The sequence below is a fragment of the Lentzea sp. NPDC004789 genome (genome assembly GCF_053601075.1).
Window position 1 is genome coordinate 17416 of the sequence record NZ_JBSGBE010000014.1, and the last position, 11640, is coordinate 29055.

The following is an 11640-nucleotide window of genomic DNA, read 5'->3' on the forward strand; positions in this document are numbered from 1 at the left end:
GTCGGACTGGCCACGCGGCGATGTCGCGCGGCCTTGAGGAGGCAGGTGTCGATGGACTACATCCAGGTCTCGCTCGCGGAGGCCATCCCCGAGCAGGCCAGGGACTACGCGTCTGCGCGGATCGGCTCGCTGGACCGGTACGCTCCCGACCGGGTCGACTTCGCCTGGGTCAACCTGACTTCGGACAAGTCCGTGATCCACGCCCACGCCCGGCTCGACCTGAAGTGGGTCGAGGTGCAGGCGTACGCGGAGGCGGACACGGTCACCGAGGTGATCGATCTGCTGCGGGAACGCATGCGACGTCAGCTCGTCTCGATGAACAGCTGCGTGCCCGTGCACAACTGAGCCTCGGCTGACCGCGACCCACCACCTGGCGGCGGACGGGTGGTGGGTTCACCGCGCCTTTTTCACGGTTCCTCGCGCCCCATCCACCTGGATGACGTCTCCTGTGGCGATTCGCGTCGTGGCGTTGCCGCAGCCCACCACCGCCGGGATTCCCAGTTCCCGAGCCACGATCGCCGCGTGCGAGAGAGGTGCACCGACGTCCGTCACGACAGCGGCGGCACGGGTGAACAACGGCGTCCAGCCGATGTTGGTCACCGTGGTCACGAGGATCTCGCCCTGCCGCAGCGACTCGCCGTCCTCGACGCGGGTCAGCACCCGTGCGACACCCTCGACCACACCGGCCGAGCCCGGGAAACCGGTGACGTCCGCCGGCATCGGCACGTCGGTGGTCGCGTCGTAGAGGTCGGCGCGCCGGTCCGCGGAAGCGGCCCACGACTCCGGGTCGAACCGGCCCCGGATCACCGCGGGATACGGCGGCAGCGCGCGATAACGCTCGTAGGCCTGCCGTTGCGCGTGCACCCGGTCCAGCAACGACGTCTCGCCGCCCAGCACGCGCAGCACGTCGTCGACGGGCAGGAAGAACAGGTCGTCGCCGGACGCCGTCAGCTCCCCGGCGCGCAGCACGAACGCCCGCATCACCCAGAACACCCGCACCATCTCCGACCGGGCCTGTTCCCGCGCCCGCGCACCGGCGCCGATCCGGTCGAGCCGCTTGCGGATTCCGGCGGCTTTCTCCGGATGCGTTGCCACCAAACGATCCCACGCGGCCGCACGCGCGGAAGCCTGACGGGACAACAACGTCTCGGGGTCGGCCAGCGTCGCCGGCTGGCGTGAGATCCAGTCCGGGTCCTCGGCCGGACGCGGCGCGAAGACCTCGAACTCGCCGGCACACCGATGACCCCACGTCCGCGCGTACGTGTCCCGGTCGATCTCGCCCGACCGCAACCGCGCGAGCCCGACCAGCGGTCCCAGGCTCGCGAGCCCGCCGCCGTCGTGGAAGCCGGTCAGCAACGTGGCCGCGTCCTCCTCGCCGACCAGCGCGACGAGCTCACGCCGGAACGCCGCCGGCCCGCCCGCGATCATGCGCGCACCGGCGTCGAGGACCGGGCAGACGAACCGCAGCAGGTGGTCGAGCTCGCGCCGCCAGAGCTTCAGCAGCTCCTCCGGCGAGGTGCAGTCCGCGATCCGCCGGTGCGCGACGGCGCAGCGGCCGGGGTTGTCGCGCAGCAGCCGCGGCAGCCGCGTCCGGTAGAGGAACTGCTGCTTGAGCGGCCCGCCCGCGCTCCTGAGCACCGCCCGCAGGATCGCGAGCCGGGACATCGGCAGCGGCGGCACCGTCACCCCGGCCGGGATGCGCCCGAACGTCTCCTCGCCGGACCGCAGCATCTCCTCGGCCTTGCCGATCGCCGTGCCGAGCGCGGTGTAGGTGCTGACGTTGAGGTAGAAGCGGCCGCCGATGTTGCCGGAGATCCGGTGCGGCCCGATCGTCATGCTCGACAACACCCTCACCAGCGACCAAGTCACGGGCGTCATCACCTCGGGGACGGCCTCGCCGACGTTGCCGTTGGACCACAGGTAGTCGCCGTCGAGGGTGTCGTTCCACTCGACCCGCAACGACGTGATCGGCCGGGCCTGCAGGATCTGGAACTCCTCGCCCGCCAGCGCCCACTCGACGTCCATCGGTGTCCCGTACAACGCCTCGATCCGCTCACCCAACGCGATCAGCGAGGCCTTCTGCGCGGCGGAGAGCAGGTCGGCCGAGTCCGCTTCACCGCTGACCAGCGCCTCACCGAGGCCGTGCACCGCGTTGATCACCGGCTCGGGACGGCCGGTCACCGGATCCGCCGTGAACAGCACCCCGGACACGTCCGCGGGCACCATCCGTTGCACGACCACGGCCATTTCGGCGGACTCGACGCCGTTGCGCTCGCGGTAGGCGACGGCCCGTGCGGACCGCAGCGAGTCCCAGCACCGCAGGACCGCGTCGAACAGCCCTTCCTCACCGACGTTCAGCACGGTGTCGTGCTGTCCGGCGAACGACAGTCCCGGCAGGTCCTCCGCGGTGGCCGACGACCGCACCGCCACCGGCCCGCCCAGCCGCCGGAACGCCTCCAGCACGCCCTCCATCGACCGCTCGCGGTAGGCACGGGTGGTGAGGCAGAAGCCGGCGGGCACCGGCAGCCCCGCCCGCGTCAGCCTGGCCAGCGAGGCCGCTTTGCCCCCGGCCGCCGCCAGGTCGGCTCGCGAGTCGTCGAGCGGGAGGATCAACGGGATCATGTCGCCATGGTCGTCGAATCGGACGCCTCGCGTTCGTACAAAGGGCGAAAGGAGACCACCATGACCCAGAAGTACCTGCTCAGCATCTACCAGCCCGATGGTGATGCCCCACCGCCCGAGGTGCTCGACCCGATCGTGGCGAACCTGGAGCAGCTCAACGAGGAGATGCGGGCCAAGGGCGTGTGGGTGTTCGCGGTCGGTCTGCACCCGGCGTCGACCGCGACCGTGCTCAGGGCCGAGGACGACGACGTGCTCATGACCGACGGCCCGTTCACCGAGGGCAAGGAGCACATCGGTGGGTTCACGATCATCCAGGCGGGGGACCTCGACGAGGCGCTGGAGTGGGGACGGCGGCTCGCGACCGTGCTGAGCCCGTTGTCGGTCGAGGTCAGGCCGATCGCGTTCGCATGATCGAGCAGATCTTCCGGGCGGAGTACGGCCGCGCGGTGTCCGTCCTGACCCGCGTCCTCGGCGACCTCGACCTCGCCGAGGAGGCGGTGCAGGACGCCTTCACCACGGCCGCCGAGCAGTGGCCGGTGAAGGGCGTCCCGCCGGCACCCGCGGGCTGGATCATCACCACCGCCCGCAACCGGGCCATCGACAGACTGCGCCGGGAGAGCAAGGGCCGGGAGAAGTACGCGCAGGCCGCGTTGCTCCGGCACGAACCGGAGGAGGAGGTGCAGGACGTGCCCGACGACCGGCTGCGGCTGATCTTCACCTGCTGCCACCCGTCGCTCGCGCTGCCGGCCCAGGTCGCCCTCACGCTCAAGCTGCTCGGCGGGCTCACCACGGCGGAGATCGCCAGGGCGTTCCTGGTGCCGGAACCGACGATGGCGCAACGGATCGTGCGGGCCAAGGGCAAGATCCGCGCGGCCCGCATCCCGTACCGGGTGCCGCGCGACGCCGATCTGCCCGGACGCCTGAAGGCGGTGCTCGCGGTCGTCTACCTCATCTTCAACGAGGGCTACCTCGGCGAACGGGAGCTGGAGACCGAGGCGATCCGGCTGGGCCGGGTGCTGGCGGGACTCATGCCCGACGAACCCGAGGTGTGGGGGCTGCTCGCGTTGATGCTGCTGGTCGCGTCACGGCGGGACGCCCGGCTGCGTGACGGCGAGCTGGTGCTGCTGCAGGACCAGGACCGGGAGCGGTGGGACGCGGACCTGATCGCCGAGGGCCAGGACGTCGTGCGCCGCTGCCTGCGCTGGAACCGGCCGGGCCCGTACCAGATTCAGGCCGCCATCAACGCCGTGCACAGCGATCCGCCCACCGACTGGCATCAGGTCGTGGCGCTCTACGACCAGCTGCTGGCGATCACGCCGAGTCCGGTCGTGGCACTGCATCGCGCCGTGGCGGTCGCCGAAACGCGAGGACCGGAAGAGGCACTGCGCGAAGTGGAGGCGCTCGACCTCGACCGCTACCACCTGTTCCACGCCGTCCGCGCCGACCTGCTCCACCGGCTGGGCAGGGACCCGCGCGCGGCGCTGGAGGCCGCGCTCGACCTGGCGGAGCACCCGGCCGAACGCGACCTCCTGCGCAGGCGGCTAGGCCTTGCGACGGCGGATCAGCAGGACCGCGCCCACGAGCACGAGCAGCACGACCACGATCCACACCCAGGCGGGCACGCCACCGGATGACGGCGCGGTCGCCGGGGGAGCGTTCGTCACCGGCGCGCTCATCGTCACCGACGACGTCGTCGTCGGGGCAGCGGACGAGGTCTGCGCCACCAGGCTCACCGTGAAGGTGAACGTGCCGGAGATGACGTCACCGTCGTCGGACTGCGCCCGCCACGCGAGTGTGTGCGCCCCGGCGTGCGCGACCGCGTCGGCACCGACCGTCGCCGTGATCGTCTTGTCGACGGCGCGGGCCTGGCTCATCGGCCACTTCACGCCGTCGGGCCCGGTGATGGTGACCGCGTCACCGTCGGGCAGGCTGACGGTGTCGCTGAACGTCAGCTCGACCGTCTTGGGCGGGGCGTCGAGGGTCGCGCCGGACGCCGGGGTGCTGCTCTTGAGCTCGGCGTGGGCCTGCGCGGGGACGGCCACGGCCGTCGCGGCGAGCAGTGCCAGCACGAGCGCGCTGAAGTAACGCCTCACGCGCGCAGCGTAATGGTCAGCACAGCTCGAAGCGGGCCAGGTCCTCGAACCGCGGCCGGCCAGGTGCGCTCCGGTCCGCCACCAACGCGACGTGATCGGCGGTCCACTCGCCACTGATCGCCGCGCCGGCCGAATCGGACGGCACGCGGCCGCGTGCGATGACCACGTACGCCTGGAAGGGCTGGGGATGGGTGACGGGCACGATCGGTGAGGTCGCGGCGAACACCGCAGCGGCCAGGTCGTCCAGCCCGGACACCGGCACGCCGAGCCACTGCCCGATCGGCCTCGTCCGCGGTCCCAGCACGCACCTGGTGGCCGGTGCGCCGTCGAGCTCCTCGGCCAGCGCGTCGGCCAGGCCGGGCACCAGGCGGTCGGGCACGGTGCCGAGCGGCCGCACCTTGACCAGCCACTGCTCGGGCACCGACCACTGGATTCCCGGCGGCCGGTGCAGGGCCTGAAGCACCTCGACGATCTCCGATGGCGGCCACACGGCCACGGACAACCTCACACCTGCATTGTGTGATGGTTTGGTGACCGATGCAGTCGGGTAACCCGCGCCCGATCTGATCAACTCTGAGACCGAGGAGCGGTTTGGCGCGCGACCAGGCAGCGAGGGCGGGTGAGCCGGCGCATCTGCCGCTGGGCAGGCAGCGGCCGTCACTGGCGACCGTCCGGCGCTGGGTCCGGCTGGAGCTCACCGGGGAGCGACCGGAGTGCGTGGCCGACGTGTTGCTGGTGGTGAACGAGCTGGTCAGCAACGCCTACCGGTACACGTCCGAGCCGTCGTTCCTGAGAGTCGTGGTGGAGAAGGGCAGGATCCGGGTCGAGATCGCGCACGACGCCCTCGCCCGGCCGCCGTTGCGGAAGGTGTCCCGTCCGCAGCGCGGCTACGGGCTGGTGCTGGTCGCGCGGCTGTCGGATCGCTGGGGTGTCGACAGGGCGCACGGCGGCACCGTGGTCTGGGCCGACCTTCCCAGAGAGATGTGAGTGAAGTTCGGTGGGTTTCGATTCGCGCACTCCTGGGTACGGAACCAGCTGCCTTGAACGAACAGGGCACGGGGAGACGCTGATGGGTATCGCAGGACGGTCCGGAGAACGACTGGACCTCGTCCTACCAGAGGGAATGCTGCCGCTCGCAGACGTGCGGGCGCAGGTGCGGCGCCTCCTGCAGGGGATGCACGAGAACCTCGTGGTCGACGTGATGGTCGTCGCCACGGAGCTCGTGAGCAACGCCTACCACCACGCCGCACCACCGCGGCGGGCGCGCATTCTGCACCTGCCGGAACGCGAGGTGGTGCGGGTCGAAGTCGACGACGGGACCCCCGGCCGGTTCCCGCAGCTGGGGCGGATGGGGTTTCTCGGGCGCCGGCAGCGGGGGCTGTTGCTGGTCAACGGTTTGGCGCAGGTCTGGGGGCACAACCGGTTCCCGGACCTGAAGACGGTGTGGGCGGACGTGTCCACGGTCAGATGAGACCCTGGTCTAGCCCAACGCGGGCCTTCGTCGCGTGCCGGTGGCACGCTGAGGACATGAAGGGCTCTTAAGCGGTCGACCGGCGCACGACGTGATCGGCCCGCGGCAGGTGCATCGTGAGGTGCGCGCGATCGCCCCGCAGGACGACCCACGACCGTTCGACCGGAACGCCGCGGAAGTCGTGGGCCATCCACGCGATCGACAGCACCGGTGTGGCGGGCCTGATGTCGAGCATCCCGGCGATGCGCGGCGTGGCCAGGGCGGTGGTGCACCACGGGTGCAGCTCGCCGAAGCGGACCTTGTACCTGTCCACGAGGAACCTCCGCAGCGGCGCACCGCGGTCGTAGACCTCGGCGAGGCCGGGGAACTGGGAGGCGCGCAGGTACGTCGATCTGACGCCGATCGGCTCGTCCCCTCGGACGAGCACGGCCTCGACGTTGATCACGTCCTGCGCGCCGATTGTCCGCACGACGACCGACTCGCGGGTGGCGAGGTCCTGGACGAGGGCGTCGAGGCTCAGCCGGTGGACCTGCTTGCGGGGCGCGACGGCCGTGCCCTGACGCCCGGCCTTGCGGATCAGCTTGCCTTCGAGGACCAGCTCGTCCAGCGCCTTGCGGATCGTCGTGCGGGACATGCCGAACAGCTCGGCGAGCTCGCGCTCCGGCGGGAACGGCGTGTTGTCGGGCAGCTCGCTCAGCAGGTCGAGCAGCTTGGTCTTGGCCTGGTAGTAGCGCGGGATGGCGGACACACCCGGACGCTATTTCCGGCCGATAACCAGCGACTCACTGAGCTTCCAGCGCGTCCGGGATCGAGCCGATCTCCTGGTAGGTCGCGACGGCCTCCGCCCTGTTCCCGCTGAGGTGGGCGAGGGCGGCGTCCTTCCAGCGCGACCACGACACCTCCGCGAGGCACTCCGGCCCGTGTCCCGCGGCTTCGAGCACGATCGGCAGGCCAGCGCCGATCGGGCCGGTGATCTGCCGGCCTGGCAGCAGGGTGAGCAGCTCCTCCACGTCGACCGGTTCGCCGTCGAGCAACGCGATCCGCGCCCGCAGCACCAGCGGGTGCTGCAGTTCGCCGGGATGCGCCTTCGTCCTCGCGGTCTCGAGTGCTTTCGCGGCGTCCGCGCGGGCACCGCCGACATCGCCGGTCAGCAACCGGATGCGGCCGCGGATGGAGTAGAGGTAGGGCTGGCTGGGCGCGTTGGCGATGGACTCGTCGAGGTTGCCCAGCGCCTCGTCGTAGCGGCCTTCCCAGAACAGCTCGACGTAGCGCGACGAGTCGAGGAACGACAGCGAGAACTCGTCGCCGTGCCGCAGGGCCGCCACGCGTGCCTCGGCTCGGGCGGCCTTGCGCGCGCGGGAGTCGCCGAGCGTCGCGTACGCGGTGCCCAGGTTGATCAGGCCCAGGCTGTAGGAGAGCCCCGCGGCACGCCGTTCCGCGATGGCCTGGCGGATGTCGTCGATCCCCGCCGGATCACCCTTCTTCACCCTGGCGAGCCCCAGCGTCTCCAGCGCGACCGCCCGGTCCGGCCCGGTCGCGCCGGCCAGTGCCGCCCGTGCCGCGACGATCGCCTCGTCGGCCCTGGCCGCCAGGGTCAGCGAGTGGGCGGCGTGCGCCATGACGCCGTACGTCCGTTCGCTGGGTTCGGCCTTCGCCAGGAACTCCAGCGTGCGGTCGAGCTGACGCTGGGCCTGCAGGTGATCGCCCCGGTGGAAGCAGGCCCGCCACGCGGCCGCGGAGGCCTCCGCCGCGCCCGCGAAGTCGTTCCTCGCCAGGTGGAGGTCCACGGCCTCGGCGAGCTCCTCGGTGCCCTGGCTGTCCCACGCGAGGCTCGACCCGAGCAACGTCAGCAGCCCGGCCCGGTCCTCGTGGCCGGGCGGGCACACCGCGAGCGCGGCCTGGTAGGAGCGGACCGCCGTGCCGCGCGCGGCCAGCCCGGTCGCCTTGCGGCCCACCTCGGTGAGGGCCTCGCGGGCCTTGCGCCCGAGCACGTCGCACGGGCGCCCGGCGGCCTCGGCCAGCCACACCGCCTGCTGGAAGTGGTGTGCCAGCAGTGGAACGTGCTCCAACGGCAGCGCCTTGAGCCACTCCGCCGCGTGGTAGTGCTTCATGGCCTTGGTGGCGCGCGGCACCCGGTCGTAGGCGACGTCGCGCACCAGCACGTGGCTGAACGTGTACTCGGTCTCGCCGACGACGTTGCTGGTGGCGCTGCGCTTGAGGAAGTCCAGCTGCCGCAGCACTTCCAGGCACCGGGTGACCTCGGCGACGTCGCGTTCGGCGACGGCGGCGACCGCGCCCGGCCACACCGTCGCGCCGAGCACGGCCGCGTCCTGCAGCACGACCTTCTCCAGCGGTGGCAACGAGTCGAGCCGTGCGCCGATCACCGTCTGCACGGTGTCGGGCAGGGTGTTCTCGCCGCCGTCGCGGAGCATGCGCACGTACTCGCCGGCGAACAGCGGGTTGCCCGCCGAGTGCCGCAGCAGCTCCGGCAGGTCGGCCGTCACCCCGTGCCGGGTCGTCAGCATCTTGAGCAGCAGCGTGGTGTCCTCTTCGGACAGTGCGTCGAGCGCGATCACCTCGCCCCAGGCCGGTCGGCGTTCCAGCAGCTCCGGCCGTGCCGTGACGACCAGCAGCAGCGGCACGTCGTCGGCGGTGCCGGCGAGGCCGTGCAGGTGGTCCAGCAGCAGGTCGTCCGCCCAGTGCAGGTCCTCGACGACGACCACCAGCGGTTCGGCGGCGAGCTGCTCGACCAGCCGGCGCCACGCCATCAGCACGTCACCGCCCTGCGGGCTCACGCCGACCAGCGCGCACAGCTGCGTGACCAGCCACGGGTCGTCGCTGATCGCCTTGACCTTGGTCGTGACCACGTCCGGCGGGTCGGAGTCGAAGATGCCCGCGTGAGCGCGCACGATCTCCGCGAGCGGCGCGAACACGTCGTCGCGGCCGAACGGGGGAGTGCGGCCGGTCAGCACCCGGCGGCCCGCCGCGAACTCCCTGACCAGCCGGGACTTGCCCGTACCCGGCTCACCGACCAGCGTGATCAGCCGCGGCCGGTTCGCCCGCCGCACCTGCTCGTAGGCCTCGCACAACCTGGCCAGCTCGCCCGACCGGCCGACGAACGGCGTGTCGTCGCCGGCGGGCGTGAGCGTGCGGTCCGTCGCCGGGCACGTCCTCACCTCGCCCTCGGCGGCCTGGGCGACCTTGCGCAGCCCCGCGTCGAGCAACGTGCCGCTGACCTCCAGCCGGTCGCCGGACGTGACCAGCGCCGGGCCCGTGCACACCGCCGCCGCGGCCGGATGACGGCCGGTGATCTCGAACGCCGCGCGCACCGCCCGTGCCGCGTCGTCCTCGCGGCCGGCCGGGGCGCCGAACGCCGCGCAGACCGTCGACCCGAGCGTCGTGACGATCACCCCGCCGAGGTCCTCGATCGTCTCGCGGACCGCGGCCACCGAGGTCTCCAGCAGCTCGTCCGCGGCTTCGCCGGCGCCGGGCAGGTGCAGCCGCGCGACCAGCACGCTGACCTTCTTGCGTTCCAGCACAACGGGATTGCGCGCGGAGGTGAGCGCGAGCGACGGGTCCTGCGTCAGGATCGCCTGCTCCAGCGCCACCAGGTCGCGGCCGGGGTCGATGCCGAGCTCGGCCGCGAACCGCTCCCGGGCCGCGCGGAAGACGGCCAGCGCGTCGGCCTGCCGGCCGGACCGGTAGAGGGCGAGCATCAGCTGGCCCTGCAAACGTTCCCGGAGCGGATGGTCCTGCACGAGCGCTTCGAGCTCCGCGACGATCTCGCGGTGCCGCCCGCACGCCAGTTCGGCGTCGAACCGGTCCTCGATCGCGATCTCGCGCAGGTACGAGATCTCCACGAGCGCCGGCCACGTGACGCCGTCGGCCACCAGGTCCGCGAGCACCGGCCCCCGCCACAACGCGAGTGACTCCCGCAGGACCGCGGCCTTCTGCTCCGGTCCCGCGGCGGTGGCCGCCCGCGCCACGGCGGCACGGAACCGTTGCAGGTCAACGCGATCCGGTTCCGCGCGCAGCAGGTACCCCGGCTTGCGGGTCACCAGGTCGAGCCCGGCCTTGCGCAGCGCCGACACGACGTTGAGCAGGATCCCGCGCGCCGTCGGGGGATGACCGTCCGGCCACAACGCCTCGGTCAGCTCGCTGATCGACACCACCCTGCCCGCGTTGAGCAGCAGGAAACCGAGCGTGGCCCGGCGGGTGAACCCGCCGAGCCGCAGCTCGTGGCCGTCGACGCGGACCTGCAGCGGTCCGAGCACGTTGAACTCGACAGACATCGGTCCGGACCATACCGCCGGTGTCTGTGAGTCGGCTGTGCGTCACTGCACCAGACGGACGCCCTCGTGCCGTGCCCGGTCGAACAGCGTCGTGCCCCGGTGCTTGAGGTGGAGGTCGAAGAACGCGGCCAGGTAGTCGTGCTGAGCCCTGAGCGCGTCCTGCGGGTCGATCGTCCCGATGAGACTCGCGCGGCGCTCCGGCGAGATCTGCGCGATCTGCGGCACGGACCACTGCAGGTCGCTGAAGCCGAGGTGCGCGCCGTCGTCCAGGTGCACGTCCCGCTTCCAGCCGCGCTGGTTGGGCCAGAAGTCGGCCCACGTCCTGGTGAGGCTCGTGTCGGCGTGCGAGAGTTCGCGTTCGCCCAGATCGCCGCCGAACAGCAGGAACGGCCGGTCAAGGCCCTTCGTGACGACGTCACCGGGCGCGTAGGTGCCACCGTCGCCGGTGTGCTCCATCGCGCCGTCGATGTTGACGCCCGCGTCGAACCGGCGGTCGTGGACCATCGTCTCGCCCGCCGTGTAACCGCCGTAGGAATGCCCGGCGATGCCCACGCGGCCGGTGTCCGCCCACCTGTGCAGGCGCGGAAGTTGTGTCAGCACGAATCGCATGTCGGCGACTCGCGCGTCGATGGCCTTCTTCATCGTTTCCGGTCCGGCGTCCTGCATCAGACCCCACTCGATGCGCTTGCCGGGGAACTCCACAGCCGCGGTCTCGTGCGTGTGGCTCACCGTCACGACGACGTAGCCACGGCTCGCCAGGTCGTCGGCGACGCCCGCGTAGAACTCGCGCGGCGACTGCAGGCCCGGCGAGAACAGCACTACCGGCCACCTGGTCTTGATCGGTGGAGCGTCTGCGCGGGCTTGCCGCTTCGTGCCGGACCAGTCGACGGTCCCGGCCGGGATGCCGAGGTAGGCCGGGCTGGAGATGATCGGGTCGATGGCCGTCGCGAGGCCTTCGGTGAGCCAGGGCGCCTGCTGCCCGCTGCGGTGGGCCGGGTAGCTGACGGTCACCATCAGTTCCCGGTTCTTCGTGGGCTGCCACGGGTCCGCGCGTGTGGAATCGGTCAGGTGGGCGTCGAACGTGCCGACCGGGAAAGGCCCGGTGAGCTGCGGTGACACCAGGGTCGAGGCGGTCAGGACGGCCGCCAGCAACGTTTGCATG

Annotated in this window: 11 protein-coding genes; 5 read left to right on the plus strand and 6 right to left on the minus strand. The window is 71.6% G+C overall.

Translation table 11 applies throughout. The features are described from left to right. Positions 1 to 51: 51 nt before the first annotated feature. The gene (locus ACWEIJ_RS28660) at positions 52 to 345 is read left to right on the plus strand and encodes an HPF/RaiA family ribosome-associated protein (RefSeq protein ID WP_449840341.1); all 294 of its coding nucleotides are present in this window, start codon (positions 52 to 54) and stop codon (positions 343 to 345) included. Between the two features lie 48 nt (positions 346 to 393). On the opposite strand, the gene ACWEIJ_RS28665 is transcribed toward ACWEIJ_RS28660, so the two are convergent. Further along, the gene (locus ACWEIJ_RS28665) at positions 394 to 2622 is read right to left on the minus strand and encodes a PEP/pyruvate-binding domain-containing protein (protein WP_449840342.1); all 2229 of its coding nucleotides are present in this window, start codon (positions 2620 to 2622) and stop codon (positions 394 to 396) included. 60 nt (positions 2623 to 2682) lie between these two features. Here ACWEIJ_RS28665 and ACWEIJ_RS28670 point away from each other — a divergent pair, with 60 nt between their 5' ends. Then, complete coding sequence (locus ACWEIJ_RS28670; protein WP_449840343.1) at positions 2683 to 3033, plus strand: YciI family protein; 351 nt, start codon at positions 2683 to 2685, stop codon at positions 3031 to 3033. Continuing rightward, a complete protein-coding gene (locus tag ACWEIJ_RS28675; RefSeq protein WP_449840344.1) occupies positions 3030 to 4256 on the plus strand; it encodes an RNA polymerase sigma factor in 1227 nt (408 codons plus the stop codon). The genes ACWEIJ_RS28670 and ACWEIJ_RS28675 overlap by 4 nt, the downstream gene beginning before the upstream one ends. Here the strand turns inward: ACWEIJ_RS28675 and ACWEIJ_RS28680 are convergent. Together ACWEIJ_RS28680 and ACWEIJ_RS28685 are read right to left on the minus strand one after the other, a co-directional pair. Next, positions 4164 to 4715: a copper resistance CopC family protein gene (locus tag ACWEIJ_RS28680; RefSeq protein WP_449840345.1), complete on the minus strand. Its 552-nt coding sequence runs from the start codon at positions 4713 to 4715 to the stop codon at positions 4164 to 4166. The genes ACWEIJ_RS28675 and ACWEIJ_RS28680 overlap by 93 nt on opposite strands. 16 nt (positions 4716 to 4731) lie before the next feature. Then, on the minus strand, positions 4732 to 5223 hold the full coding sequence (locus ACWEIJ_RS28685) for a 2'-5' RNA ligase family protein (RefSeq protein ID WP_449840346.1): 492 nt from the start codon (positions 5221 to 5223) through the stop codon (positions 4732 to 4734). An 83-nt stretch (positions 5224 to 5306) separates the two neighbouring features. Between ACWEIJ_RS28685 and ACWEIJ_RS28690 the strand changes: the two genes are divergently transcribed. Both ACWEIJ_RS28690 and ACWEIJ_RS28695 read left to right on the plus strand, forming a co-directional pair. Next, positions 5307 to 5702, plus strand: coding sequence for an ATP-binding protein (locus ACWEIJ_RS28690; RefSeq protein ID WP_449840347.1), 396 nt, complete (start codon positions 5307 to 5309; stop codon positions 5700 to 5702). Positions 5703 to 5784: 82 nt separating this feature from the next. Beyond that, positions 5785 to 6186, plus strand: coding sequence for an ATP-binding protein (locus ACWEIJ_RS28695; RefSeq protein WP_449840348.1), 402 nt, complete (start codon positions 5785 to 5787; stop codon positions 6184 to 6186). A 67-nt stretch (positions 6187 to 6253) separates the two neighbouring features. Here the strand turns inward: ACWEIJ_RS28695 and ACWEIJ_RS28700 are convergent, their stop codons facing one another. Genes ACWEIJ_RS28700 through ACWEIJ_RS28710 form a run of 3 tightly spaced genes read right to left on the minus strand, consistent with a single transcriptional unit; the run spans position 6254 to position 11639 of the window. Then, positions 6254 to 6934: a GntR family transcriptional regulator gene (locus ACWEIJ_RS28700; RefSeq protein ID WP_449840349.1), complete on the minus strand. Its 681-nt coding sequence runs from the start codon at positions 6932 to 6934 to the stop codon at positions 6254 to 6256. Between the two features lie 34 nt (positions 6935 to 6968). Further along, entirely contained in the window at positions 6969 to 10478 is a 3510-nt protein-coding gene (locus ACWEIJ_RS28705; protein WP_449840350.1) for a BTAD domain-containing putative transcriptional regulator, read from the minus strand. Between the two features lie 42 nt (positions 10479 to 10520). Further along, positions 10521 to 11639 (minus strand): alpha/beta hydrolase family protein, encoded by a 1119-nt coding sequence (locus ACWEIJ_RS28710; RefSeq protein WP_449840351.1) that lies wholly within the window; start codon positions 11637 to 11639, stop codon positions 10521 to 10523. Position 11640: the final 1 nt, after the last annotated feature.